The following is a 25259-nucleotide window of genomic DNA, read 5'->3' as shown; positions in this document are numbered from 1 at the left end:
ATGCCGGGGTGCGTGCAAGAACCGTTCCACGCATGGCGGGTGGCGCATCCACGTATGGCGTGGATCTACCGGATGCCGGTTTGTAGAGCCGAGCGTGGGCTCGGCTCTACAGGAGGGTGCCGCAGGAACCGTTCCGTGATGGCGGGCGGCGGCACGGGTAACGCCGGACCGTGCCCGGCGCAATCATCCGTCCGGCGTCACCGGCTGCAGCGGAATCGACAACATGCTGTCGCTGTGCCAGTCCACCCGCAGCGGTTCGCCCGCATCGGCCACGCTCTCGTCGCTGACATCGCGCCCGGTACCGTGGTTCACCTGGTGCATCGCGTCCTTCAGTACATCCACCTTCACCAGCAGGCGGCTGCCGGCGGCCAGTCGGCGCGCCACCATGCGCGTGCGGTCGAAGGGCAGGCGGGTCCATTGCCCGGGTTGCAGCAGCTGGCGCGTTGTCGGGTCGCGTACATGGCTGGCCCGGCCCATGTAGTAGGACAGCTGCATCCGACGTCCATCGGCGAGCAGCTCGTACAGGGTGACAGTGAAATCGAAATCCCGCTTGTTGATCCTGACCTTCAGGTCGCCGGAGAAGCTGCCAACCATGTCCATGGAACGGGTGAACGGGTCGGAGACGAAGGACAGCGCGGTATCCACCTCGTCCCGCGCGGCGATGATCGGGAACGGGTAATAGCCATGCCGAATTTCATTGCGGTCGGCCATGTCCACGGTCTGCCGTAGCTGGCCCGGTACGGGTGGCTGTTCCTGCAGCCGGTGGTAACCATCGGACGATGCCTGGTCGGCGGAGAGGTGGTAGCGGCGGTGATCGCCTGCGGCCGCCTCCAGCGTTGCCGCATGGCCCCACGTGTTGGCGTCCATCAGCTGATAGTTCACACGGTTGGGCACCAGCGCTGGTCGCGGGGCACCGCGCAGTACATGGTCCAGCCATTGGAAGGTCAATGCGGGCGTGTCGAACTGCGCGACAGGGTCCAGCTCATATCCACGCAGCTGCATCGGCTTGAGCGCCGACTGCGCGCCGCCATGGTCGTAGGGGCCGATCAGCAGGGCATGGTCGGCGTCGGGACGATGCTGCAGGTGGTCCTTGAAGTACTGCAGTGCCGAGATCTGGCCATCGTCGTAGTAGCCCGTGATGGTCAGCACCGGTATGCGGATGTCGTTGAACTGGTCGCCATGCGGGACCATCGCCTGCCAGTAGGCATCGTAGGACGGGTGGGCCAACCAGCGCTGCAACCATGGGTTGGGTGTGCCATCGACCTGGTCGATCTGCCGGTAGGGGCGGCCGGATGCATACCAGCGTCGGCCGAGCTGGGACCAGCGGCGGTTCTGCGCGTAGGTATCCTTGTCCAGCATCGGGCCATTGGCCACGTAGAAGGCCCAGCCATAGTTGGCACTGAGGAACACGTTGTTCTCCATCGGCACGCCCTGGCCGGGGATGGCGGCAACGTAGGGCACGATGGTCTTCAACGCAGGATGGTGGTGGCGCGCCGCAGCCCAGGCGGTGAAGCCCTCGTAGCTGCCGCCGTACATGGCCACTCGGCCGTCGCTCCACGGCTGGCGGCTGGTCCAGTCGATCGCCGCGTTGGCATCTTCGCCATCGTGCTCGTAGGGGGCGATGGTGCCGGTACCCTGGCCCTTGCCACGGGCGTCCACCACGATGCCCGCATAGCCATGCGCGGCCGCCAGCAGCATCTTCAGCCGGTTTTTCGGTGGATCGGTGTAGATGGTGAACAGCATTGCTGTCGGCAGAGGCACCGATGCGGCGCGAGGACGGGCCAGCTGCGCCGACAGTACGACGCCATTGCCGGCGGGGATGCGCAACGCATCGTCGATGGCGAAGCGGCGCTGTTCTTCGGCCGCGACCAGTGGCGGAGCCAAGGCGGCGGCCAGGGTCTGTGCGCGCAGTACTGCGCGCAGGCGCAGCAGTTCCAGGGCGATGGCCTCGGGCAGGGTTGCGGTACCGGCCTGCGCGGCGATGGCCTGCTCCAGCTGCGCGCGCACCGGGGCGGGCTCGACCGAGAGCGCGGCATCGGCCTGCACCGCGGCAACGTCGTCGAGGGCAGCGAAGGTGCTGTGGAAGGCGCGCGCATACCCCGCTGCGTCCTGCTCACCGGCGGTGGCGAGCAGCAGCATCGGCACCCAGCGTTGCGCTGCCGCGGTATCACCGTCGCTTGCCAGCGATGCGCGTGCCTGCTGGATCGATCGCCGCGCTTCGGCCGTCTGGCCCATCGCCAGCAATGCGTGGCCGCGCTGTGCATCGGTCAGGCTGGGGGACTTCAGCACGCCCTTGCCAAGGGCCTGCAGGGCAGCGTCGACCTGGGCCGGGGAAGCATCGGCTGGCAATGACCACGGCAGATCAGCGGCAGTGGCGTGGCCAACAGCAAGGGCCAGCAACAGGCCAGCAAGGGTGGTGCGTAGGGCCACGGACGCTTCCTTGGATGACAGTGGAACGGCGCATCCACGCATGGCGTGGATCTACCGAAGGCCAACCAATGGTAGCGCCGGGCCGTGCCCGGCGGGAGCCGAGCACAGTCTCGGCACTACAGGGGCGCGTTGTCGCTGGGCGGCGGACTCTGCGCCAGTTCCACCCGCGGCCGCGGCAGGTCGTGCAGCTGCATGAAGCGCGCCGCATCGACCGGCCGGCCCAGCAGGTAGCCCTGCAGGTAGTCGCAGCCCAGACGCTCCAGGTAGGCGCGTTGGGCGGCGGTTTCCACGCCTTCGGCGACGATGTCCATGTCCAGCGCATGGCCCAGCGCCACGATCGCCGAGACGATCACCACGTCCTCGGCGCTGTGCTCCAGGTCGCGCACGAACGCGTGGTCGATCTTGATCTCGGTGGCCGGCAGCCGCTTCAGGTACAGCAGGCTGGAATAGCCGGTGCCGAAGTCGTCGATGGAAATGCCTACGCCCAGTGCCGACAGTGCCTGCAGCAGGCGCAGGCTGGTGTCGGTATCGCGCATCACCGTGCTTTCGGTGATTTCCAGCACCAGGTGCCGTGGCGCGATGTTGTAGCGCTCGATCACCGTGCGCACGTCCTGCAGCAGGTGCGGCGAGCTGAACTGCACCGGCGACAGGTTCACCGACATCGACCAGCCTTCATGACCGGCATCGTGCCATCGCCGCAGCTGCTGGCAGGCCTGGTCCAGCGCCCAGCGCCCGATGTCGTTGATCGCGCCGCTGCGCTCGGCCAGGCGGATGAATCGATCGGGCGGAATCAGGCCATGTTCCGGATGCCGCCAGCGGATCAACGCCTCGGCGCCGGCCACCTTCTGCGTCGCCACGCGGATCTTGGGCTGGAAGTTCAGGAACAACTGGTCGCTGCCGATCGCCCGGCGCAGGTCGGCCAGCAGCCGGAACTGCTGCTCGGCACTGTCGTTCATCCAGTCCGCGAACAGTACGAAGGCGTTGCGTCCGGATTCCTTGGCCTGGTACATCGCCGCGTCGGCAAACGCCATCAGCTGCCGCTCGCTGGCGGCGTGGTCGGGGCAGATCGCCACGCCGATGCTGGCGGTTACCTGCAGTTCGTTGTCCGGCAGCAGCGGTCCGCTGCCGACCGCCTGCAGGATGCGCCGGGCGAGGGTAGGCAGATCCTCGTCGTGCTCGATGCGCACCACCAGCACGAACTCATCGCCGCCGAGGCGGGCCAGCATGTCATGGGGGCGCAGCAGCTGGCGGGTGCGCTCGGCCACCGCCACCAGCAGCGCGTCGCCGGCCTGGTGGCCATAGGCATCGTTGACCTGCTTGAAGCCGTCAAGATCCATGAACATCACGGCGAAACGGCTGCCGCCCTGTTCGGCCTCGGCCAGCGCCTGCACGATGCGCCGCTGCAGCAGCAGGCGGTTCGGCAGGCGGGTGAGCGGATCATGCAGTGCAGCCTGGGTCAGCTCCTGCTGCGCGTCGGTCAGCGAGGTGCTCAACATCGAGTTGCGCAGGCGCAGCAGCTGGGCCTCGACCCGCTGGTCCAGCCACGACACCACCAGCACCACGGCCAGGATTGCGACGGTCAGCAGCACCACCAGCATGGCCAGCCATTCGCTCTGCAGGCCATCGCCGACCGCCGCGCCGCAGATGCTGCCTTCCGGAAAGCGTGCGGCGGCCATGCCGGTGTAGTGCATGCCGACGATGGCCAGCCCGAGCAGGCCGGCGGCCGCGAGCCGGTCGCCGACACGGGTGCGCTGCGCGCGCAGGCGGAATGCCACATACAGCGCAGTCCACGAGGCGGCGACCGCCACCATCAGCGAGAACAGCAGCCAGCCCGGGTCATAGTCGATGCCGGGTTGCATGCGCATGGCGGCCATGCCGACGTAATGCATGCCGGCGATGCCGGTACCCATCAGCAATGCCCCGCCGGCCAGGCGGGGATGCGGCAGGGTGCGCAGTGACACCAGCCACAGCGCGAACACCGACGAGGCGATCGCCAACGCCAGCGAGAGCAGGGTGATGGGCAGGTCGTAGCCCAGTGGAATGGGCAGGTCGAAGGCGAGCATGCCGATGAAGTGCATCGACCAGATGCCCAGGCCCATGGCGAAGCCGCCCCCCAGGCGCCACCACCACGCCGCGCCCTTGCCTGGTGCGGTGACGGTGCGCCCGGCCATCGCCAGCGCGGTGTAGGAAGCCATCACGGCGACCAGCAACGAGATCGCCACCAGCCACGGATTGTACGTGCCTACCAGCATTCGTCAGTCTCCCGGACCTGCCTGTCGACGGAAACCACGGTGGGGCATGCATGAGGCAGGTCGACGCAGTGCGCCGACCAGACGCGGCGTCCCCCCGGTTGCCGCGCATTCACTCTAGCGCGCAGACCCGGGGGAAGGGCAAGCAGCAAAACGTGAAATTGCGCCCCTGTAGAGCCGAGCCCATGCTCGGCTGCCGCTCCTGCCGAAGACAGCCGAGCATGGGCTCGGCTCTACAGAAACAAAGGCATGGCAAGCAGTAAAACGTGATGATCGGGTCAGTGTGTGACCGCGTCCGCAGCCTGGAAGGCGGCATCAAACAGGCGCTGTACCGGCGGGCCCATTTCCCCGGCCAGCAGCGCCAGCAGGAACAGGCCGAGCAGCAGCGAGACCGGCAGGCCGAGCTGGATCGGGTTCAGCGCCGGCGCGGCGCGGGCCAGTACGCCGAACGCCAGGTTGACCGCCAGCATCGCCACCGTCAGCGGGATGGCCAGGGTCAGTGCGCCGCGCAGTACGGTCAGCAGGAAGGTCGGGGCAATGCTGAAGAACGCGTGTGGGTCGGGCAGCGGGGCGCCGATCGGCAGTGCCCGGTAACTGTCCACCACCAGCGAGATCAGCGCCAGGTGGCCATTGGCGGTGAAGAACAGCAGGCCGAACATCAGGTAGAACCACTGCCCGATCACGCCGGAGGTGCCGCCGCGCAGTGGGTCGCTCATCTGCGCGAAGGCCAGGCCGGTGCCCTGGGCGATCAGTTCGCCGGCCAGCGCACCGGCTTCGAACACCAGGCGCAGCAGGAAGCCGATGGACACGCCGATGGCCAGTTCCCGCGCGATGGTCAGCACGGTGGCGGCATCGAAGCCGGTCCAGTCCGGTACCGGCGGCAGCAGCGGTGCCAACGCGATGGCAAGGGTGCCGGCCAGGATCACGCGGATCCGCGCCGGCACCGCGCGGGTGCCGACCATGGGCATGGCCATGGCCACCGCACCGATGCGCAGCATGGTCCACAGTACGGTGCCGATCATGCCGAAGGCCTGCAGGCCGTCGGCAGCCATCTGGGTGGCGGCGTCCATCGAAGCGTGTGTCCTAGCCGATCAGGTGCGGGATGCGCTGGAACAACAGCGTGGTGAATTCAACCAGGTGGCCGATCAGCAGGCTGCCCAGCGCGAACAGCACCGCGGTCAGCGCCGCCGCCTTGGCGACGAAGGCGATGGTCGGTTCGTTGAGCTGGGTCGCGGCCTGCACGACGCCGACCACCACGCCCACCACCAGCACGGTGAGCAGCAACGGGCCGGCCACCCACAACACGGTGATCAGGCCGCCACGCAGTTCGGTCAGGGCAAGTTCGGGAGACATGGTCTTTCCATCGGTAGCGCCGGGCCGTGCCCGGCGGCGCTCATGTAGCGTCGAGCCATGCTCGACGGCCGTTACGGGGTTGGATCAAGCCGGATTGAAGCTCGCCGCCAGCGTGCCCACGGTCAGCACCCAGCCATCGACCAGCACGAACAGCAGGATCTTGAACGGCGCCGACACCAGCATCGGCGACAGCATCATCATGCCCATCGACATCAGCACGCTGGCCACCACCAGATCGATGATCACGAACGGGATGAAGATCAGGAAGCCGATCTCGAAGGCGGTCTTCAGCTCGCTGGTGACGAACGAGGCGACCAGCACCGGGAACGGGATCGCATCGGGGCTGGCGTAGGTGCCGTGCCCGGCGATGCCGGCGAAGGTCATCAGGTCGGTCTCGCGGATCTGCGCCAGCATGAAGGCGCGCAGCGGCGTGGTGGTCAGCGTCCAGGCGGTCTGGAAGTCGATGTCGCCGTTGAGGTAGGGCGCCATGCCGGTGCTCCAGGCCTTGTCCCAGGTCGGCAGCATGATCATCGCGGTAAGGAACAGGGCCAGGCCCAGCAGCACCTGGTTGGACGGTGTCTGGCCGGTGCCCAATGCCTGGCGCAGCAGGCCCAGCACGATGATGATGCGGGTGAACGAGGTCAGCACCAGCAGCATCGACGGGATCAGGGTGATCGCCGTCATCAGCAGCAGGGTCTGCAGCGGCAGGCTGACCGGTGCACCGCCGATCTTGCCGACGTTGATGTCCGGCAGCGGCGTGGTCGGTGCGCCGGGCGCGGCGAACGCCAGTGCCGGCAACAGGCACAGGGCAAGCAACAGCAGCCACGGCATCAGGGTGGCAAGTCGGGTACGGGTGACACGCATGTCAGGGGTCCTTGCGCAGCCGCTGCTGCAGCAGCTGGGCGAAATTCGGCAGGTTCTTGAAGTCCGGCACGCGTACCGGCGCCGGTGGCGGCAACGGTTCGGGCAGGGTATGCAGGGTATTGATGCCGCCGGCGGTGACGCCCAGCAGCAGCTGCTGGCCGTTGACCTCGACCACCACCACGCGTTCCTTGGCGCCGACACTGAGGCTGGCCACCAGCTTCATGCCTTCGGCAGGGCGGAAGCCGCTGCCGGGCATGCGCTTGAGCAGCCAGCCCAGGCCGATGACCAGGGCCAGCACCGCCAGCAGCGCCAGCACCGCACCGAACAGGCTGGGTGCGGCGGCCGCATGCTGGCCGACCTGCGGGCCAACCGGGGCGGCGGCCTTGCCGACCGCCAGCAGGGTGGAGGCCAGCAGGCTCAACGCAGTCTCCGGATCCGCTCGCTCGGGCTGACCACGTCGGTCAGGCGCACGCCGAAGCGGTCATTGATCACCACCACTTCGCCGTGGGCGATCAGGGTGCCGTTGACGAACACATCCAGCGATTCGCCGGCGCCGCGTTCCAGCTCCACCACCGAGCCCTGGTTGAGCTGCAGCAGGTTGCGGATCGGCAGGCGCGCGCGACCGACTTCCAGCGACAGCGTCACCGGCACGTCCAGGATCACGTCCAGGTTCAGGTCCGGGCCGTTCGCCTCGTCGGCCTGCAGGCTGCTGAACTGGGCCGGGGTGGGTTCGAGGGCGTCGATATCGTTCATTGCGGGTCTTCCTGGATGACGGGTACGCGCGGGCGGGTGCCCGGCGGATGGGTAGCGGTGATCTTCACGGCGTTCATGCCGTTGGCGATGCCGAACTCGCCGGTGAACACCGGGATGTTCTCCACGCACAACGGCACCTGCGGACTGAGGTCGATGGGCAGGATGTCGCCGACCTTCAGCTGGGTCAGGTCACGCAGCGTCATGCGCTTGCTGGCCAGGACGCTGGACAGGGTCACCTCGGCGATGTTGAGCTGCTCGCGCAGGGTCTGGCCCCAGCTCTCGTCGCGGTCGTTGCGGTCGCTCTGGATGCCGGCGTCGAGCAGCTCGCGGATCGGCTCCAGCATCGAGTAGGGCAGGGTCACGTGGATGTCGCCGCCACCGCCATCGAGCTCGACGTGCAGGCGGCACACCACCACGTACTCGCGCGGCGTCACGATGTTGGCGAAGTGCGGGTTGATCTCCGAGTTGATGTACTCGAAGTCGACATCCATCACCGGTGCCCAGGCCTCGCGCAGGTCGGCGAAGGTCTGCTTCAGCAGCAGGTGGATCACCCGCATTTCGGTGGCGGTGAACTCGCGGCCTTCGATGCGGGTCGGGTAGCGCCCGTCGCCACCGAAGAAGTTGTCGACGATGGCGAACACAAGGGTCGGCTCGAACACGATCAGGCCGGTGCCGCGCAGCGGCTTGAAGCGGATCAGGTTCAGGTTGGTCGGCACATACAGCGAGTGCATGTAGTCGTTGAACTTGATCAGCTCGATGCCGCGCACCGACAGCTCGGCCGAGCGGCGGATCAGGTTGAACAGGCCGATCCGCCACAGGCGTGCGAAGCGCTCGTGGACCATTTCCAGGGTCGGCATGCGACCGCGGATGATGCGGTCCTGGCTGGCGAAGTCGTACGAGCGTGCTTCGCCGGACGGCGGTTCCGGATCTGTCTCGACCGCGCCACTGTCCACGCCGTGGAGCAGGGCATCGATCTCGTCCTGGGACAGCAGGTCATTCATCGGGGGGCCCTTACTGGGTCACGAAGCTGGTGAACAGCAGATCGTCGGCGCCGTTGCTGCCGGTCTCGGCCTTGAGCACCTTCTGCACTTCGGCCAGCGAGGCGGCCTGCAGCTTCTGCTTGCCGGCGACATCGGCGATCTGGTCGGGGCTGACCTGCGAGAACAGCATCAGCAGGCGCGCACGGATGGCCGGCGCGTGGGTCTTGATCGCTTCCAGTGCGGCCGGGTCGCGCGTCATCAGCTGCACTTCCAGCTGCAGGTAACGCGGGCCATCGACCGGGCCGTTGAGATTGACCACGAAGGCCGGATCCAGCGCGAAGTACTGGGCCGGAGCCGGCGTCGCTGCTTTCTTCGGCGCCTGTGCGGCCTTTTCCTCGTGCTTGGACTGGGTGAAGAACCAGACGCCGCCACCGGCGGCTGCGGCGGCCAGTACGGCCACCAGGGCAGTGATCAGGATCGGACTGCGCGGCTTGGCGGCCTTGTCCTTCTCGGCGGTCTTCTTGGTTTTGTCAGCGGCTGCGGCCACGGGGTGAAGCTCCTGAGGGTTGCTTCACCGGGATATGCAAGGGGTGTGCCGAAGATGGGGCCGAGGGGGTGACGGAATTCCGTCGGGATGCCGGCGTTCCGCCGGGCATGGCCCGGCGCTACCCTGTCCTGATGGGGGCCGACCTTGGCCGGCATGGCTCTGGTGGGTGCCAACCTTGGTTGGCACACCTGTCAGGCGTACGCGTCCAACAACCCGCGCTGGCGGATCAACTGCGCGGACGACACGCTGGTGTCGCCCGGCGACGGTTCTCCGTCACCGGCCATGCCGCCGGCGCCGGATTGCCCCGACGCATTGCCGTCACCGCCGGGGGCCTGGTGGCCGACATCAGCGTGTGCCAGCTGGAAGCCCTGTTCGCCCAGCAGCTCGCGCAGGCGCGGCAGGCTGCTTTCCAGTGCCTGCCGCACGTCCACATGCGGGCTGCTGAAGCTGGCATGCACCTTGTCGCCGTTCAACTGCAGGCGAACATCCACCGGGCCCATGTCGTCCGGACTCAGGCGGATGTGGGCGTGACCGATCTTCTGGTCGGCCAGCCAGCCCAGGCGTGCGCCGATGGCCTGGTCGAAGCCGTCGTCGCCGAGCACCGGCTTCGGCGTCGGTTCGCCGTTGAAGACTGCATTGCCGGCGGTGAGCGCGGCCTTGAGGTCCTGCAGTGCTGCCGGAGCAGGGGCGTGCAGGAGCGGGGCAGCGCCACGGTCGCCGATCGTGGCCGGGTCGCTGCCCTCGCCGCGGTCGCCGCGCTTGCCGCCGGGCAGGATCATCTCCGGCAGTGGCAGGGTCGTGGCATCGTCGGTGCTGGCGGCCGACGGTTTGTTGTCAGCCGCTGCTGTGGCGACGGTTGCCGGGGCGGTGGCGGGCAGTGCTGCTCCGGTCGTGGCGGGCAGCGCCGTGCCGTCACTGGCGAGCGCCGGCGCCGGCGCAGCCGCTGCCGCGGCCGCGGGCAGAGCCGCCGCCGGGTCGGTGGGGGTGGGCATGGCCAACACCAGGCCCGCCAGGCCCAGCGGGGGCCACGGCGCGTCCTCTGCTGCGTTGGGCTTGTCCTTGTCGGTACCGGGGGCACCGGCCATCGACGGCAGCGGCGGCAGGGCGGGGGCTTCGCCAGGGGGAGCGTCTGCATCCACGCTGTGCTCTTCCGGCGCCTGGCCATTGCCGTCGGCGGTCGATGGCGGGCTCGATGTGGACGTGCCTGGCGACGCTGGCGTGGCCGGTGCCGGTGAGGCAGGCGTGCCGCCCTGCAGCAGCTGGCTGAATTCCTTGTTGCCCTCACTGCGCGGCGCACGCGTTGCACCGCCGCCGGCATTCTGGGTCTGCGCGCTGGCGCTGCTGGCGAGTGGGGAGGGCATCACGAGCGGCCTCCCTGCTCGGTGCCGTCCTGGTCTTCGGCCTGCACCAGGCGCGCGCGGCGCGCACCGATGTCGTCCATCTCGCGCTGGTCGCGGCGGTCGGTCACCACTTTCTCCTGCGCGCGGTAGCTGGCGGCAAGCTGTTCCAGCACGGCCTTGTCACGGCTGGCCAGGATCAGGCGGGCACGTTCGGCCTCCACTTTCTCGCGGTTGCCGTTGACCGTGGCCTGCTGCTGCTCGACGGCACTGTCCAGGCGGTCCAGGAAAGCGCGCCGGTTCAACAGCTGCGCCGGGCTGGTCGCTGCCATCTGCGCGTTTGCATACTCCTCGGCATAACGTCGCAGTTCGTCCAGTCGCGATAGATGGGTGTCGAGCACGCGCTGGCGCTCGGCCAGGTCGCGGGCGACCGCGTCCTCGTGTTCCTGGGCCCGCTTGAGCAGGGGGTCGATGCGCTTGGACTGGTTCATGGCTTAACTCTCTTGTTCCACCAGGCGCTGCAGTGCCGCCTGGCTGTGCGGGAGATCTGCGGCCCTGGCAACGTCCTGGCCGAGGAACTCCATGATTTCCGGCCAACGTTCCAGGGCTTCGTCGGTGGCCGCGTCGTTGCCACGCTGGTAGGCACCGATGGCGATCAGGTCGCGGTTGGCCGAGTAGGCCGAGACCAGCCGCTTCAGCTTGCGGATGCGCAGGCGCCACGGCTCGTCGGCGATTTCCGTGACCACGCGGCTGACTGACGATTCAACGTCGATGGCCGGGTACAGGCCGCTGTCGGCCACGCGCCGCGAGAGAAGGATGTGACCATCGAGGATCGCGCGTGCCGCATCGGCGATCGGGTCCTGCGGATCGTCGCCCTCGGTCAGCACGGTGTAGAACGCCGTGATCGAGCCACGCCCCTTGGCGCCGTTGCCGGCGCGTTCGACCAGCGCCGGCAGCTTGGCGAACACCGACGGCGGGTAGCCGCGGGTGGTCGGCGGCTCGCCGACCGACAGGCCGATCTCACGCTGTGCCTGGGCAAAGCGGGTCAGCGAATCCATCAGCAGCAGCACGTTCAGTCCCTGGTCGCGGAACCATTCGGCGATGGCGGTGGCACGGTAGGCGCCGTGCAGGCGCGCCAGTGGCGGCCGGTCGGCCGGGCTGGCCACCACCACAGCGCGGCGCAGGCCTTCCTCGCCCAGCGTGGTTTCGACGAAATCACGTACTTCGCGGCCACGTTCACCGATCAGGCCGACCACGATCACGTCGGCGGCGGTGTAGCGGGTCATCATGCCGAGCAGCGTGGACTTGCCGACGCCGGAACCGGCGAACAGGCCGACACGCTGGCCGCGGCCGATCGGCAGCAGCGCGTTGATCGCGCGCACGCCCACGTCCAGCGGCTGGGTGATCGGTTCACGTGCCAGCGGATTGATCGAGACACCGGCCATGCCGACGTGGCCCTCGGCGCGGATCGGCCCCTTGCCGTCCAGGGGCACGCCATCGCTGTCGATGACCCGGCCGAGCAGGCCTTCGCCCACTTCCACGCCACCACGGCGTGCCGAAGGCACCACGCGGGCGTTGGGCAGCAGGCCGTGCAGCTCGGCACTGGGCATCAGGTAGGTGCGCTCGCCGGCGAAGCCGACCACTTCGGCATCGACCCAGCCGCCGTCGACCACTTCCACTTTGCAGCTGGCGCCCAGCGGCGCCTCGCAGCCAACCGCTTCCAGGGTCAGCCCGACCGCGCGGCGCAGCACGCCCTCGCGGATCAGGCCGCGACCATGCGCGGTATCCACGCGCAGGCCGTCGAGGCGACGGGCCAGGCGCAGGTTGCGGGCCATGGCCCAGTCGGCGGGCGGTGGTGTCGGCTGCGATTCGAGCGTCATGCGCCTGCTCCGGTCTGGCGGATCACCGCATCCAGCGCGCCACGCAGGCGGGCTTCCAGGGTGCCGTCGATGCGCACGGCTTCGGCGTGCACACGCAGGTCGCCGCGGCTGAGGCTGGTGTCGGGCACCAGTCGTTGCTGCGGCGACAGGTTCAGCAAGGGGGCGAGGGCCGCGATGTCGTCGGGGTGCAGGCGCACTTCGACTTCGCGGGTGCTGCCGCCGACCGCGTCGATGGCCTCGCCGACCAGCTGCGCCAACAGCGCAGGGTCGGCCTCGTAGGCACGCCCGACCAGGGCACCGGCAATGCGCACGGCCAACTCGCCGAGTGCACCGACCACTTCATTTTCCAGCCGCACCAGCGGTCGGCTGAAATTGTCCAGGATGCCTTCGATCTGCGCGGCAAGGCGCCGCACCTCGGCCTGGCCCTGGCCGTAGCCGTCGGCATGGCCGTGCTGGAAGCCTTCCTTCTCCGCGCTGTCCTGGATCGCCTGGATCTCCTCCAGGGTCGGCAGGTGAAGCGGCGGCTCGGGTTCGTGTTCCGGGTCCGGCTCGGTGAGTTCGAACGCATCCTCCTGCGCCAGCGCCGGTTCGGGCTGGGCCAGCAGGTCCGGGGCAAGCCAGCGCACGACGTTGCTCACAGCATGGCCTCCGCGCTGCCACCGATGGTGACGGTGCCTTCATCGGCCATGCGCTTGACGATGGCCAGGATCTCGCGCTGCGCGCCTTCCACGTCGGACAGGCGCACCGGGCCACGGGCTTCCATGTCTTCCAGCAGGATCTCGGCCGCGCGCTGCGACATGTTGCGGGTGATCTTGTCGCGCACCTTGATGTCGGCACCGCGCAGGGCCAGGCCCAGGCGCTCGCCGCTCACTTCGCGCAGTACCAGCTGCATTTCGCGATCGTCCAGATCGACCAGATCGTCGAACACGAACATCAGGTCCTGGATGCGGTTGCTCAGTGGCGCATCGATGCGTGCGATCTCGCCCAGGATGGCCTGGTCCTGGCCGCTGTCCATGAAGTTCAGGATGTTGGCCGCACACTGCACGCCGCCGATGTTGGACGACTTGAGGTTCTGGTTGCCGGCGAACTGGCGCTCCATGATCTCGTTGAGTTCATTCAGCGCGTTCGGCGGAATGCCGTCGAGGGTGGCGATGCGCAGCAGTACGTCGACGCGGGTGCGGTCGGGCAGCAGCTTCAGCGCGTCGGCGGCCTGGTCGGTTTCCAGGTGCGCCATCACGATGGCGATGATCTGCGGGTGCTCGTTGCGCACCAGGTCGGCCACCGCGCGCGGGTCCATCCACTTCAGCGCGTCCAGGCCGGTGGTGTTGCGGCCGAGCAGGATGCGGTCGATCAGGTTGCCGGCCTTCTCGCTGCCCAGCGCCTGCACCAGCATGTTGCGGATGTAGTCGTCCGAGCCCACGCCCAGCGAGGTCTTCGAGCCCAGCTCCTGGCCGAACTGGTCCATCACCCGTTCCACCTGCTCGCGGGTGATGTCGGTCATGGTGGCCATGGCGATGCCGATCTTCTGCACCTCCTTGGGTTCCATGTGGCGCAGCACCTCGGCCGCGTCCAGCTCACCCAGGGACAGCAGCAGCACCGCCGCGCGCTGCACACCGGTCAATTGCGGCTCAGTCATTGGCCACCCAGCCCTTGACCACCTGGGCCACGCGCTTGGAGTCGGTCTTCACGGCTTCACGCGCCATCCGCAGTCGTTCCTCATATGAATCCACCGGCAGGGCCAGTGCATCCGGCCCGCCCAGGCTTGCCCGGTCGGCGCCCAGCGCCGGCAGCGGGGTGCCATCGTCATCGACCAGCTGCACGTCCGCGGTATGCGGTTCCAGTGCGTGCTCGTCGTTCTTCTTGTTCTGGCCGGTGATCGCACGCAGCGCCGGGCGCAGCACGCCGAACAGCAGCGCCAGCACCACCACTGCGCCGAGCAGCATGCGGCCGGCATCGTGCACCCACGGCAGTTCCCACCAGGCCGGGCCTTCGACCGGCGTGGTATCCCGCACGAACGGGGCATTCATCACCGACACGGTGTCGCCACGCTCGGCGTTGAAGCCGACAGCCTGCTTCACCAGCGCCTCGACGCGGGTCAGTTCGGCGGCCGACAGCGGCTGCGGCGCAACCTTGCCATTGGCGCCAGCACGCGGAACGTTGTCGACCAGCACCGCTACCGAGACGCGCTTGATGCGGCCGGCCGGCTGGCGGGTGTGCTGCAGGGTGCGGTCCAGCTCGTAATTGCGGGTGGCGTTCTTGCTGCTTTCGGTCGGGGCCTGTGCGGTGGCCGGTGCGGCCTGCTGGCCCGGCGGGCTGTTGCTGGTCGCACCCGGCACACCCTGCGGGCCCGGGGTACTGGTGGTGTTCTCGCTCATCTGCTCGCTGCGCAGCTTCTGCGGCTCGCCGTTATAGAGCTCGCGGGCTTCCTCGGTCACCGAGAAATCCATGTCCACGCTCACTTCCGGGTTGACGCGGCCGGGGCCGGTCATCGGTTCAAGCAGCTCGCGGATGCGCTGGTTGAACGAGGTTTCCTGGCGGCGCACCTGTTCGAACTGTGCAGCGTTGACTGCCGCCTCGCTGTTGGGGTCGGTGATGCTGAGCATGCGCCCGCTCTGGTCGACCACGGTCACCCGTTCCGGGGCGAGATCCGGGATGCTGGCCGCGACCATGTGCACGATGGCGTCCACCTGGCTGCGTTCCAGCTGCTGGCCGCCGCGCAGTTCCAGGGTCACCGAAGCGCTGGCGACATCGCGCTGGCGGGTGAAGGCGCTGGGCTTGGGAATGGCCAAGTGCACGCGCGAATCACGCACCGGGCGCAGCGTGTTGATGGTGCGCGACAGCTCGGTTTCCAGCGCGTGCTGGTAGCGCGCGCTTTCCACGAACTGGCTGACGCCGAAGCCGGGGTCGCGCTCCATCAGCTCGAAGCCGAGCTTGCCGCTGTCGGTCAGGCCGGAGCCGGCCAGCTTCAGGCGGGCGTCGTGCAGGTTCTTTTCCGGCACGGTGATGCCGCCGGTGGCGGGATCGAGCGCGAACGGAATCTGCGCGGCGCGCAGCAGGTCGGTCGCTTCAGCAGTCGCCTTCTGGTCCAGGCCGGTATACAGCGGGACCATGCCCGGCTTCTGTGACCAGAAGAACACGGACAGGCCTGCCGCCACCGCCACCGCGATCATCGCCATCAGCCCCAGCCGACGGGTGATCTGCAGACTCTGCAGGCGGTCGAACCATTGCCCGGCCTTCTCGGCGTTCAGGCTGTCCTTGGAGAGCGTCAGTGCCATGCGTCAATGTTCCTTACAGCGGCATGTTCATCACGTCCTGGTAAGCCTGGACGAGACGGTTGCGGACTTCCACGGTGGCGCGGAAGGCGATCTGGGACTGCTGCGAGGCGACCATCACCTTGGCCAGGTCGGCGCTGGGGTCGCCCATTTCGAAGGCCTTGGCCAGCGCGCCGGATTTCTGTTGCGCATCGTTGACGCCGGCAATCGCACCACGCAGGGTTTCGGTGAAGCTGGCCGGCTGGACCTGCGGTGCGTCCAGCACCGTGCCCGGCAGGGCGTTGCTGCGCGGCGTTTCGCCCAGCGGGTTGAGCGCCGGCTGTCCCATCTGGGTCTGATAGGAGCGGATCTGCGAAAGGATCGAAGTGACGGAGTGGGACATCTGCAACGGTTCCAGAAACAGGGATGGGGTTGTCTGCTGGAGCCAGTGCAAGTGCCGTGCCGAAACCGCTTTTCGATTCAGTGAGATGAGGGTTGGGGGTTTGCTGGCAGGGCTGCGCCCTGCACCCGCCGAAGCAACAGCAGCGTCAACGTCAAAAGGCGGGCTGTCCGTGGGATGGCGGGGTGGGTCCGGTTGCGGGGGACGCCGTAAACCCGTCCTTGGGGGCTTGGCCGCGGCATCCATGCCGCGGACACCCCCGCAACCGGACCCACCCCGCCTTCGACAGTTTCACGCTGCTGTTGGTCGGCATGCTGCTCCTGGTGGGTGTCGACCTTGGTCGACACGCTTGAGCCACGGCATGGATGGATGGCGCGTTTCTGGGCTGTGACGCGTCATTTCACCGGCGTCGGTTTTTTGGCCTGGGATTGCAGGGGCCAACGGCCGGCGTTCTGGCGCTGTAGACGCGCGGGGATCTGCCCCGGGTTCTGGAAACACGAACGCCTGGGCAAGCCCAGGCGTTCGTGCCCCCTTCATGCTGGTGACGCGGTTCAGCCGGCCAGTTCGGCCTGCTCGCGTTCGATGCCGTACTTGCGCAGCTTTTCCACCAGGGTGGTGCGGCGCAGGCCAAGCAGCTGGGCGGCGTGGGCGACCACGCCCTGGGTGCGTTCCAGTGCTTCGTTGATCAGGCCCAGTTCGATGCTGGCCATGTGGTTGCGCAGGTCCATGCCTTCGTCGGGAAGTGCGGCCGGTGCCGCCGGGCGATTGACGGCGATGCCGTGCTCCAGCGCCGGCTGGTTGCCGCTGCCGGGTGTGTGGAACGAGAAGCTGCGCAGGTCCAGTCGCTCTTCGCTGGCGGCGGGCGGTGCCGGCGCCGGTGTAGCGATGGCGGCCAGTGCCGCATCGCCACGATAGCGGGCCGGCAGGTCCTGTACGCGCACCGAGCCACCCGGATGCAGCACGGCCAGTCGTTCGACCAGATTGGTCAGCTCGCGCACGTTGCCCGGCCATTCGTAGCCGGCCAGTGCCTGCAAGGCTTCCGGGGTGAAGCGCACTTCGCCACGGCCGGTGCGGGCCAGCTGTGCGGCGATGGTTTCCACCAGTGCCGGCAGGTCCTCGCGACGCTCGCGCAGCGCGGGTACTTCAATCGGGAACACGTTCAGTCGGTAGAACAGATCCTCGCGGAACTTGCCCTCGGCAATACGTGTTTCAAGGTCGCGATGGGTCGCCGCCACCACGCGCACGTTGCAGCGGATGGTCTGGTTGCCACCCACGCGCTCGAAACTGCGCTCCTGCAGCACGCGCAGCAGCTTCACCTGCATCGGCAGGCTCATGTCGCCGATTTCATCCAGCAGCAGGGTGCCGCCTTCGGCCATTTCGAAACGACCCTTGCGGGCGGTCAGTGCGCCGGTGAAGGCACCTTTTTCGTGGCCGAACAGCTCGCTTTCCAGCAGGTCCGCCGGAATGGCGCCACAGTTGATCGCAACGAACGGGCCGTCACGACGCGGCGAGCGCTGATGGATCGCGCGCGACACCACTTCCTTGCCGGTACCGGATTCACCCAGCACCAGCACGGTGGTATCGAACGCGGCCACCTGCTCGATCATGGTGCGCAGTGCGGTCACCGCCGGGCCGTTACCGGTCGGTCCCTGGTCCTGCGCGGCACCGGCCTGGTGCTCGGCGTCCAGGCGCTTGAGGCTGGCGCGGCGCAGAAGGGCTTCCATCTGCGCGTGGCGCAGCGGCGTTTCAAGCGGCCAGATATTGGCTTCGTGCAGGCCGTGCTGCTGTGCGAATGCAGAGGCATCACCATCGGCCAGCAGCACCGGCGGTGGCAGGCTGCTGCCGCCAAGCCAGTTGTAGAGCGCAGTGCTGGCCGCGTTGTCGTCCAGGCTGCCGACGATCACCGCCATCCAATCGTTCTGGCGCTGCCGGCCCAGATCGAAGTCGGCCGCGTCGGAGACCCAGCGCGGGTTGAAGTCCATGAATTCCAGCAGGGCAACGGTGCGCTCTGCACGCACGGCGTCGTTGTCCAGCACCAGGATGCGCGATTCGCTCACGACTGTTCCTCCCTGAGGCCTTCCAGGATCGGCATGACTTCCTGGATGTAGGACAGCTTGCTGACGAAATTGTCGGCGCCGGCACGCAGCGCGTGCTCGCGATGCTCGGCGTCGTCGAAGTGGCTGGCGATCACGATGTACGGTGCATCGTCCTGCGACTTGATCAGTCGGGTGGCCTGCAGGCCACCCATCTCCGGCATTGCCAGATCCATCAATACAACCTGCGGGCGCAGCGTTTCCGAACGCTCGATCGCTTCCAGGCCGTTGCCGGCGCTGCCGACGATCTGCAGCCAGTCGATCTTGCGGAAGTGGCGCATCGCCGCATTGATGAAGCCCTCGTGGTCATCGACCAGCAGGACCGTGAGCTTGTTCATGTCCAACATCCTTTTCAGCCCACCCGGGCCAACAGCGGTTGCCTGGCGCCGAGCCGGCGCCGTTCACGGGCCGGGGCGATGTCCAGTTGTTCTCGGTATTTTGCGACGGTTCGACGGGCAATGTTCACCCCCTGGCGCGACAGCAGGCCCGCAATGGCCTCGTCGGCCAGCGGGCGACCGGCCGGTTCGGCGTCGATCAGGCGGCGCACCATGGCCTTCACGGCCTGGCCGGAGACGCTGGCGCCCTCCAGGCGCACGGCGAAGAAGTGCTTCAGTTCGAAGGTGCCGCGCGGGGTCTGCAGGAACTTGCCGGTGGTGATGCGCGAAACGGTGGATTCGTGCATGCCGATTTCTTCGGCCACTTCCTTCAGGGTCAACGGCGCCATGGCTTCCTCGCCACGCACCAGGAACGCTGCCTGGCGCTCGACGATCACCCGCGCGGTGCGCAGCAGGGTGTCGTAGCGCATCGACAGGCCGCGGCTGAACCAGCGTGCTTCCTGCAGCATTTCGCGCAGTGCCGGTGCGGCCTCGCTGTTCTCTGCCAGCGCCTGTTCGTACTGGCTGTTGATGGAGACGCGGCGGCTGGTGGTCGGGTTCAATGCCACCTTCCACTGGCCATCGGCGTGCCAGGCGACCACGTCCGGAACCACAACGGCATTGCGTTCCGGCAGCAGGCTGTCGCCCGGGCGTGGCTGCAGCGACAGGATCAGGCGTACCGCTTCGCGGACGTCGTCGATTTCGGCGTCGTGCTGGCGGGCAAGGGCGGGGTAATCATGTGCGGCCAGCGCATCGAGCGCGCCGTCCAGGATGCGCGTGGCCAGGTGGCGGGCAGGCACCACGCCGTGCAGGCTGCGCAGCTGCGCCTGCAGGCCCTCGCGCAGGTCCTGCGCGGCCATGCCGGCCGGTTCACCGTGCAGCAGCTGCTGGCGGATGGCTTCGACGCCGTCCGCAGCGATGTCGAACTGTGCGCTGGCCAGCAGCTGCAGCTGGTCCAGCGGGGCCTGCAGATAGCCGGCCTCGTCGCAGTGGTCCAGCCAGAATGCGGCCACTGCCAGCTGGCGATCATCCATGTCGAGCGACAGGCGCTGCAGCACGCGCAGCTGCGGGTCGGTCGATTCGCCGGCGGCGATGCGCGCCATGCGATCGTCGTCACCGTCCTGCCAGCTGGTACCGGCCACGTCCCACATCGAGGACTCTGGCAGCTCATCGAACGCGGCGGTTTCCAGCGTCGTGGCGGCAACCTCGGTGGCGTCGGCGGCCGGTGCTTCAGGTTCTTCGATTTCCAGCAGGGGATTGGAGTCCAGCAGGCGCTGGATTTCCTGTTCCAGGTGCAGGCCATCGAGCTGCAGCAGCCGGATCGACTGCAGCAGCTGCGGGGTAAGGTGAAGTTGTTGGCCCAGCTGGGTCGAGAGTGCAGCCTTCATCGTGGTTCCCCGGCACCGCTCCCCGGCGCCTTGTGGAACGCATCTTGCTTTTGATCCGGCGGGGGCGGAATCAGGGGGTTCCTGAGGCGTCTCGTGGATATCCTGACGGGATGTAGGGAAAACCCCTACATGGACGCGGGATATTGACGATGGGCGAGGCTAAGATATTGATTTGTAGTGCCGGATCCACCGTGTCCGTCGTCCGTCGTGTACGTATTCCTGTCAGGGAGTGTCGGGATGACGGGATTTCGTCGCCGATGCGGGATGCCGCGGGTTGGTAGTAGAGTCGACTGTTAGTCGACTGCTCTGTTAGTCGACTGCTCTCCGATCAGACTCTGGGAAAGTCCCGCGCTCCGCGCGCAAGTCGACTAACAGTCGACTCTACCGGCAATCGCGACTCTACCGGCAATCGACTCTACCGGGCATTTTCCCGCCGACCGCCGCGGGCGCGGATCACTCCAGCTCGTGCTGGTGGCGCGCGGCCAGCAGCAGGAGATCGTTGGCGCGACGGCAGCCCAGTGATTCCATCATGCGTGCGCGGTGGGTTTCCACCGTCTTGACGCTGATGCCGAGGTCGGCGGCGATTTCCTTGTTGCTTTCGCCCTTGCCGATGCGGCGCAGGATCTCGCGCTGGCGTGGCGACAGCGCGGCGATGCCGGTGGGTTTCTCGCGGCCGAGCATCGGTGCCAGCATCTTGGCGGAGATCTGCGGGCTCAGGAACACCTGGCCGGCATGCGCCGCACGAAGCGCCAGTTCCAGTTCCTGCGGCGCCGCATCCTTGACCACGAACCCGACCGCGCCGCGGTCAAGCGCATCGCGCACGTGCGCGGCATCGTCATGCATGGTCATCATCACAACCCGGGTACCGGGCGCGCGCAGCCGGATATCGCTGAGCGCTTCCAGGCCTGTGCGGCCCGGCAGTGACAGATCCATCAGCACCACGTCCGGTGCGTGCTGCAGGGCCAGCTGCAGCGCCTGTTCGGCGTTGCTGGCCTCCGCCACCAGCTGCACGTCGGCAAACCCCTGCAGAAGCCGCGCCAGGCCGGCGCGGACCAGGGTGTGATCGTCGACGATGAGAACTCGCACAGGCACGCAGCAGGTCCGTGTAGGGGAGTCCACCTTAACTTAGCTGAACGGGCGCGCCAAGGCTTGCCCGCCAAGCGTGATGGTGGCAGGTTTCAGCGCGCCCGGCGTGCCTCGGCCACCTGGCGTCGGTGCAGGCGGAACAGGTGGCGCTCCATGGCCATTTCCAGGCCATCGCCAAGGCGCTGGAAGCGCAGCCACAGATAGTGGCCGCCGCCGCCATCGGCCGCTTCGGCAATCACTTCCACCGGCAGGTCGATATGGTCGGGCAGCCAATCGCTGGGCTGCAGGCGCACCAGGCCCGCCTGGCCGGGGCTGGCGCCACTGCGCGGGCCCAGCTGCAGGCGTATCCCGCGACGCGACCAGCGCACCGGGCGCAGGGTCAGTTCCTGGCCCTGCTGGCGGACCAGGCGGCCAAGCAACACCATCGCCAGATCCAGCTTCGCCTCCAGCCGCTGCAATTGCAGGCTGGCTTCATTGCGATCGTCATGCTCGTCAACGCGGCTGTCTTCAACCAGTGCCAGGCTGCGCAGCAGGCCTTCGGCGCTGCCGGTACGGCCGGCGCCACTGCCTGCCTGGAACTCGGCAGGTAGCGCCAGCTCGCAGCTGAGCGTTTCGTCGAACAGCTCGCTTTCGGCAGGATGGTGCAGCGACGTTGTCGGCAGTTGGGTCATGCCAGCGATTCTGCCTGCAGGTAGGCATGCGCCGCGCGAAGAGAGCGCTGCCCGTCATTCATCAGTGCAGCCACTGCATCGCGGCGCTGGCGCAGCAGGCCCAGCAGGTTCTGCTGGCGCTCGAACAGAGCGCTGAGTGGTGCGTGGTCGTCCATGGTCAGCGGCTGGCTGAGCAGGGCATGCAGCGTGCTGTCGTGGCCGTCGAGCAGGCTGTCGGCCTGATCGAGCGCATCTTCGCCCAGGGCCTTTTCGAAGGCGTCCAGTTGCGCGTGCAGTTCGTGCAGGCTCATGGCGCCACCGCGGCCGGGCGGCGCTGTTCCATCGGGATCGCATTCCAGGCGCTGTCGATCTCGCCCAGCAGCTGCAGGGATTCGTCGAGGGCGGCACGGTCGTTGTGCAGGTTGGCCTCGGTCAGGCGCTGCAGCACGTAGTCGTAGAGTGCCGACAGATTTCCGGCGATTTCACCGCCGGCCTCATGATCCAGCGAGCCATTGAGGTGGCCGACGATTGCGCAGACCTCACCGATCGCCTTGCCCTTGCCGGCCTGGTCGCCACGCTCGAGGCTGGCCAGTGCGCGCCGCACGCGCTCCAGCGCGCCGGCCAGCAGCATCGCCACCAGCTTGTGCGGATCTGCGTCGGCAACCGCACTGGTCACTCCCACCTGGCGGTACTGCTCGGCATATTGACGGCTGGAACCGTACATTCGTGATTCTCCTTGCGCTGGGTGCCGCCGGCAGGTCGTGGGGACCGTTGCCGGCGGTGCGGCGTTGATTGCTGTTGCGTCCGTTATCGGTGCGTTACACGCCAAACTTGAGCGTTGCACGCCGTCCTTTAGCGGTTCAGCTGTGCCAGCTGCTGCTGCAGCGACGTATTGCTCTGCTGCAGCTTGCCCATCAGGCTGTCCAGCGCGATGAACTGCTTCTTGTAGCGCTCCTCCACGTTCTTCATGCGCGTGTCGAGATCCTTGCGGCGCTTGTCGATGTTGTCCAGCGTGGTGTTGAGGCCCTTGGTGCGAGCGACGAAGGCACCTTCCTTGCCGACCGTGGTGCTGACGTAGCCGTCGACCATGGTGTAGAGCGTGCCGGCACCGCCGGTGTCGCCGGTGATTGCCGAGCGGATCTTCTCGGGCTGGCTGGCCAGCGCGGCGGCAAACTTGGTGGCGTCCAGCACCAGGCTGCCGTCGGCGTTGGGATAGCCGCGCGTCTGCAGCCCCAGCGTCTTCGGGTCCAGGCCATCGGCGGACAGTTCCTTCAACACGCCCGACATCACCGAGCGCAACTGGCTGGAGGCACCGCGCATCTGCGCGTCGCCGGTCAGCGTGGCGGCTTCCTTGGTCTTGGCGTCGTACTTGGTCTCGGTGTTGATCGCCGCGATTGCTGCGTTGTAGGCGGTCACGAACTCCTGCATCACCTTGGTGGCTGCAGTGGTATCGGTGCTGATAACGACGGTGCTCTTGCCCTTGACCTTGAGGTTCAGGGTCAGGCCCGGCACAGCATCGGCCACGGTGTTGCTGGCGCTGACCACCGTGACGCCATCGATGGTCAGCTCGGCATCGGCTGCCGCGGTGTTTTCCTGGAGGCTGCCAACCAGTGCGCTCAGTTTCGGGTCGCTGCCGCCGTACTCGAGCTTGATGGCATTGGCGGCGCCGGTCTTTTCCTGGGCGATCGAGAGGTACTGGTTGTCGCCCGAGGCGATCAGGGTCGCCTGCACGCCTTCCTTCCGGCCTGCGGCGTCGATCTTGTTGCGCACGGTGGTCAGCGTATCGCCGGCTTCCACCTCGACCTTCATCGTCTTTGCCTTGTCGCCCACACCAACGGTCAGCGTCAAGGTTCCGGCGCCGAAGGTGTCGGTCTTCCCCACCGAGGTATTGGCAATCAGCTTGTGCGCGGTGGCAAGGGATTTCACCTCCACCTGATGCGTGCCATTGGAGGCCGCTGCCTTGGTCGTGCCCAGGTCGTACAGTGCCACCGAGGCCGTCAGTACGTCGTCGGTGTTGGCGGGCTGCGCCTTGCCGGTGGCGGTCACCGTGCGGGTATCGAAGGCCGTGGTGGCCTTCAGTGCGGTCAGTGCGGTCTTCAGCTTGTCGAAGGCCGAAGTGACGGTGCCGATCGACGACAGCTGCATCTTGGCCTTGGACTGCTGCAGGTTCAGCGCATTGTCGGCGGGCTTGCGGTCGGCCGCGACCAGCTGGTTGACGATGTCCGAGATGTTGAGCCCCGAGCCAATGCCACCGTATCCAAAGCTTGCCATGTGATTCTCCTGGTATCCGGGCCTGGCCGCCGTGCGGTGGCCCGTCGTCAACGAAAATAGCGGCCTGCGCCGCTGGGTCTTGAGGACTTCGATGATGCATGCGCCGTGCCAGTTGTCTGGCGGCGGATCTGGCACGCGGTTTGCAGGAGGGTTGGGGCAGGGTGCGGGTGGAATCACCGCAGGCTGCCGGGAGTCTGCAAAAAACCCTCCCCCAAGGCAGGGGAGGGATCAGGCTACTGACAATCGGGGGGAGACGAAGCCGCCCGGTACGTACAGTCAAAGGTACAGCGCTGAAAGAGAGGTCCGCAGGAGCGGGCGATGCCAGGCCGGTTCGGGAGTGATCCCGGGCCGGGCATGGCCCGCGCCTTCGTGCACCGTGGCTTCCGGGTTGCCGCTACCGTCGGTTCGATCCGACGGTAGCGGCGCCTTCTTGCCGTGGATCAGCGCAGCAGGCTGAGCACGCCCTGCGGCACCTGGTTGGCCTGGGCCAGCATGGCCGTACCGGCCTGCTGCAGGATCTGGGTGCGGGTCAGCTCTGCGGTTTCCTTGGCAAAGTCGGTGTCCTTGATGCGGCTGCGCGACGCCGACAGGTTTTCCGAGGAGGTCTGCAGGTTGGCCACGACCGAGGTGAAGCGGTTCTGGATCGCACCGAGGTCGGCGCGGGTGCTGTTGATGGCACCCAGGGCCTTGTCGACCACTTCCATCGCCTGCTGTGCACCCTTCACGGTGGACACGTCGATCTTGTCGGCGAAGCTCTTGCCCACTGCAGTGGTGCTGGCGGCGATGTCGGTCGGGCCGGCGGCGATGCCGGTCCAGGTGCCGGTTTCCACGGCGATGCCGAGGAAGGCGCCATTCTTGTCGACGCTGTCCTTGACCGAGCTCAGGTTGATCTTGCCACCACCGGCAGCGTCGACCTCGGCCAGGACGCCGGTTTCACCGATCTTGGCATTGATCGCAGCGACCATGGCCTTGGTGGCGGCGTCCTGGGTCTTGGTGCCATCGGCACCGCCCTGGGCGGCCACGTCGATGTCGGCGATGCTGATTGCCGAACCTGCGCCATTGGTGATGCTCATGCCGGTCATCTTCACGCCGGTCGTGGCGTCTGCCGGAGCGGCGATGGTGAAGCTGACCGAATCGAACATCGCACCGCCCAGGGCATTGGCCTTGGCGTCGATGGTCTTGTCGATGGCGATGGCCTGGCCGGCGTTGGCACCGACCTGGAACAGCTGGCTGGAGAACGAACCGTCCAGCAGCTTGGTGCCGTTGAAGTCCGACTGCTTGGCGACGCGGTCGATTTCCGAGACCAGCTGGGTCACTTCGGCCTGCAGGGCCTTGCGGTCGCTGGCCGAGTTG

25 protein-coding genes are annotated in these 25259 nt (G+C 67.4%); all 25 read right to left on the bottom strand.

From position 1 onward, the window contains the following. Positions 1–183: 183 nt before the first annotated feature. The gene (locus AC5P88_RS19715; protein WP_495225837.1) at positions 184–2430 is read right to left on the bottom strand and encodes a CocE/NonD family hydrolase; all 2247 of its coding nucleotides are present in this window, start codon (positions 2428–2430) and stop codon (positions 184–186) included. A 116-nt stretch (positions 2431–2546) separates the two neighbouring features. Further along, complete coding sequence (locus AC5P88_RS19710) at positions 2547–4682, bottom strand: putative bifunctional diguanylate cyclase/phosphodiesterase (protein ID WP_495225836.1); 2136 nt, start codon at positions 4680–4682, stop codon at positions 2547–2549. 275 nt (positions 4683–4957) lie between these two features. Next, positions 4958–5749: a flagellar biosynthetic protein FliR gene (gene fliR / locus AC5P88_RS19705; RefSeq protein WP_099552064.1), complete on the bottom strand. Its 792-nt coding sequence runs from the start codon at positions 5747–5749 to the stop codon at positions 4958–4960. Positions 5750–5762: 13 nt separating this feature from the next. Beyond that, a complete protein-coding gene (locus tag AC5P88_RS19700; RefSeq protein WP_005413254.1) occupies positions 5763–6032 on the bottom strand; it encodes a flagellar biosynthetic protein FliQ in 270 nt (89 codons plus the stop codon). Between the two features lie 84 nt (positions 6033–6116). Beyond that, positions 6117–6896: a flagellar type III secretion system pore protein FliP gene (gene fliP / locus AC5P88_RS19695; RefSeq protein WP_049431111.1), complete on the bottom strand. Its 780-nt coding sequence runs from the start codon at positions 6894–6896 to the stop codon at positions 6117–6119. Between the two features lies 1 nt (position 6897). Continuing rightward, the gene (gene fliO / locus AC5P88_RS19690; protein WP_180848852.1) at positions 6898–7296 is read right to left on the bottom strand and encodes a flagellar biosynthetic protein FliO; all 399 of its coding nucleotides are present in this window, start codon (positions 7294–7296) and stop codon (positions 6898–6900) included. Between the two features lie 17 nt (positions 7297–7313). Continuing rightward, complete coding sequence (gene fliN, locus AC5P88_RS19685; protein WP_005409543.1) at positions 7314–7649, bottom strand: flagellar motor switch protein FliN; 336 nt, start codon at positions 7647–7649, stop codon at positions 7314–7316. After that, complete coding sequence (gene fliM, locus AC5P88_RS19680) at positions 7646–8650, bottom strand: flagellar motor switch protein FliM (RefSeq protein WP_459047699.1); 1005 nt, start codon at positions 8648–8650, stop codon at positions 7646–7648. Before fliM ends, fliN begins: the two co-directional genes overlap by 4 nt. A gap of 10 nt (positions 8651–8660) precedes the next feature. Then, positions 8661–9176, bottom strand: a complete 516-nt coding sequence (locus AC5P88_RS19675) for a flagellar basal body-associated FliL family protein (RefSeq protein ID WP_106549932.1) — start codon at positions 9174–9176, stop codon at positions 8661–8663. 191 nt (positions 9177–9367) lie between these two features. Further along, positions 9368–10537: a flagellar hook-length control protein FliK gene (locus tag AC5P88_RS19670; RefSeq protein WP_495225835.1), complete on the bottom strand. Its 1170-nt coding sequence runs from the start codon at positions 10535–10537 to the stop codon at positions 9368–9370. Then, on the bottom strand, positions 10537–11004 hold the full coding sequence (gene fliJ, locus AC5P88_RS19665; RefSeq protein WP_005413256.1) for a flagellar export protein FliJ: 468 nt from the start codon (positions 11002–11004) through the stop codon (positions 10537–10539). Before fliJ ends, AC5P88_RS19670 begins: the two co-directional genes overlap by 1 nt. Positions 11005–11007: 3 nt before the next feature. Further along, positions 11008–12393 carry a FliI/YscN family ATPase gene (locus AC5P88_RS19660; protein WP_106549935.1) on the bottom strand — a complete coding sequence of 462 codons (1386 nt, stop codon included), beginning with the start codon at positions 12391–12393 and terminating at the stop codon, positions 11008–11010. After that, positions 12390–13031 carry a FliH/SctL family protein gene (locus tag AC5P88_RS19655; RefSeq protein ID WP_495225834.1) on the bottom strand — a complete coding sequence of 214 codons (642 nt, stop codon included), beginning with the start codon at positions 13029–13031 and terminating at the stop codon, positions 12390–12392. The genes AC5P88_RS19660 and AC5P88_RS19655 overlap by 4 nt, the downstream gene beginning before the upstream one ends. Further along, on the bottom strand, positions 13028–14014 hold the full coding sequence (fliG, locus tag AC5P88_RS19650; protein ID WP_024958226.1) for a flagellar motor switch protein FliG: 987 nt from the start codon (positions 14012–14014) through the stop codon (positions 13028–13030). Before fliG ends, AC5P88_RS19655 begins: the two co-directional genes overlap by 4 nt. Before the next feature lie 7 nt (positions 14015–14021). Continuing rightward, positions 14022–15668, bottom strand: coding sequence for a flagellar basal-body MS-ring/collar protein FliF (fliF, locus tag AC5P88_RS19645; protein ID WP_099523895.1), 1647 nt, complete (start codon positions 15666–15668; stop codon positions 14022–14024). Positions 15669–15681: 13 nt separating this feature from the next. After that, positions 15682–16047, bottom strand: a complete 366-nt coding sequence (gene fliE, locus AC5P88_RS19640) for a flagellar hook-basal body complex protein FliE (protein WP_014037113.1) — start codon at positions 16045–16047, stop codon at positions 15682–15684. Positions 16048–16595: 548 nt separating this feature from the next. Next, positions 16596–18101, bottom strand: a complete 1506-nt coding sequence (locus AC5P88_RS19635) for a sigma-54 dependent transcriptional regulator (protein WP_495225833.1) — start codon at positions 18099–18101, stop codon at positions 16596–16598. Further along, positions 18098–18475 (bottom strand): response regulator, encoded by a 378-nt coding sequence (locus tag AC5P88_RS19630; protein WP_005409556.1) that lies wholly within the window; start codon positions 18473–18475, stop codon positions 18098–18100. The genes AC5P88_RS19635 and AC5P88_RS19630 overlap by 4 nt, the downstream gene beginning before the upstream one ends. A 14-nt stretch (positions 18476–18489) precedes the next feature. After that, positions 18490–19899: an RNA polymerase factor sigma-54 gene (rpoN, locus tag AC5P88_RS19625; protein WP_495225832.1), complete on the bottom strand. Its 1410-nt coding sequence runs from the start codon at positions 19897–19899 to the stop codon at positions 18490–18492. Positions 19900–20352: 453 nt separating this feature from the next. Further along, entirely contained in the window at positions 20353–20985 is a 633-nt protein-coding gene (locus tag AC5P88_RS19620) for a response regulator (protein WP_005413261.1), read from the bottom strand. 92 nt (positions 20986–21077) lie between these two features. After that, the gene (locus AC5P88_RS19615; protein WP_106549941.1) at positions 21078–21656 is read right to left on the bottom strand and encodes a PilZ domain-containing protein; all 579 of its coding nucleotides are present in this window, start codon (positions 21654–21656) and stop codon (positions 21078–21080) included. After that, positions 21653–21946: a hypothetical protein gene (locus AC5P88_RS19610; RefSeq protein ID WP_106549942.1), complete on the bottom strand. Its 294-nt coding sequence runs from the start codon at positions 21944–21946 to the stop codon at positions 21653–21655. The genes AC5P88_RS19615 and AC5P88_RS19610 overlap by 4 nt, the downstream gene beginning before the upstream one ends. Beyond that, positions 21943–22359 carry a flagellar export chaperone FliS gene (fliS, locus tag AC5P88_RS19605; protein ID WP_049448908.1) on the bottom strand — a complete coding sequence of 139 codons (417 nt, stop codon included), beginning with the start codon at positions 22357–22359 and terminating at the stop codon, positions 21943–21945. The genes AC5P88_RS19610 and fliS overlap by 4 nt, the downstream gene beginning before the upstream one ends. A gap of 128 nt (positions 22360–22487) precedes the next feature. Next, on the bottom strand, positions 22488–23906 hold the full coding sequence (gene fliD, locus AC5P88_RS19600; protein ID WP_099552279.1) for a flagellar filament capping protein FliD: 1419 nt from the start codon (positions 23904–23906) through the stop codon (positions 22488–22490). 440 nt (positions 23907–24346) lie between these two features. Then, a partial coding sequence (locus AC5P88_RS19595) for a flagellin (RefSeq protein ID WP_495225831.1) occupies positions 24347–25259 on the bottom strand: 913 nt, incomplete at its 5' end.

Source organism: Stenotrophomonas sp. YJH_SMC_8, assembly GCF_059371315.1.
This window is presented reverse-complemented; position numbering and strand designations above follow the sequence as displayed.

What these genes read in the sequence shown, in the direction of transcription:
- fliJ (WP_005413256.1), bottom strand. Translation starts at nt 11,004, where the DNA reads ATGAACCAGTCCAAGCGCATCGACCCCCTGCTCAAGCGGGCCCAGGAA.
- fliP (WP_049431111.1), bottom strand. Translation starts at nt 6,896, where the DNA reads ATGCGTGTCACCCGTACCCGACTTGCCACCCTGATGCCGTGGCTGCTG.
- AC5P88_RS19610 (WP_106549942.1), bottom strand. Translation starts at nt 21,946, where the DNA reads ATGAGCCTGCACGAACTGCACGCGCAACTGGACGCCTTCGAAAAGGCC.
- fliF (WP_099523895.1), bottom strand. Translation starts at nt 15,668, where the DNA reads ATGGCACTGACGCTCTCCAAGGACAGCCTGAACGCCGAGAAGGCCGGG.
- fliD (WP_099552279.1), bottom strand. Translation starts at nt 23,906, where the DNA reads ATGGCAAGCTTTGGATACGGTGGCATTGGCTCGGGGCTCAACATCTCG.
- AC5P88_RS19710 (WP_495225836.1), bottom strand. Translation starts at nt 4,682, where the DNA reads ATGCTGGTAGGCACGTACAATCCGTGGCTGGTGGCGATCTCGTTGCTG.
- fliS (WP_049448908.1), bottom strand. Translation starts at nt 22,359, where the DNA reads ATGTACGGTTCCAGCCGTCAATATGCCGAGCAGTACCGCCAGGTGGGA.
- AC5P88_RS19700 (WP_005413254.1), bottom strand. Translation starts at nt 6,032, where the DNA reads ATGTCTCCCGAACTTGCCCTGACCGAACTGCGTGGCGGCCTGATCACC.
- fliR (WP_099552064.1), bottom strand. Translation starts at nt 5,749, where the DNA reads ATGGACGCCGCCACCCAGATGGCTGCCGACGGCCTGCAGGCCTTCGGC.
- fliM (WP_459047699.1), bottom strand. Translation starts at nt 8,650, where the DNA reads ATGAATGACCTGCTGTCCCAGGACGAGATCGATGCCCTGCTCCACGGC.
- AC5P88_RS19660 (WP_106549935.1), bottom strand. Translation starts at nt 12,393, where the DNA reads ATGACGCTCGAATCGCAGCCGACACCACCGCCCGCCGACTGGGCCATG.
- rpoN (WP_495225832.1), bottom strand. Translation starts at nt 19,899, where the DNA reads ATGAAGGCTGCACTCTCGACCCAGCTGGGCCAACAACTTCACCTTACC.
- fliE (WP_014037113.1), bottom strand. Translation starts at nt 16,047, where the DNA reads ATGTCCCACTCCGTCACTTCGATCCTTTCGCAGATCCGCTCCTATCAG.
- AC5P88_RS19630 (WP_005409556.1), bottom strand. Translation starts at nt 18,475, where the DNA reads ATGAACAAGCTCACGGTCCTGCTGGTCGATGACCACGAGGGCTTCATC.
- AC5P88_RS19615 (WP_106549941.1), bottom strand. Translation starts at nt 21,656, where the DNA reads ATGACCCAACTGCCGACAACGTCGCTGCACCATCCTGCCGAAAGCGAG.
- AC5P88_RS19670 (WP_495225835.1), bottom strand. Translation starts at nt 10,537, where the DNA reads ATGCCCTCCCCACTCGCCAGCAGCGCCAGCGCGCAGACCCAGAATGCC.
- fliN (WP_005409543.1), bottom strand. Translation starts at nt 7,649, where the DNA reads ATGAACGATATCGACGCCCTCGAACCCACCCCGGCCCAGTTCAGCAGC.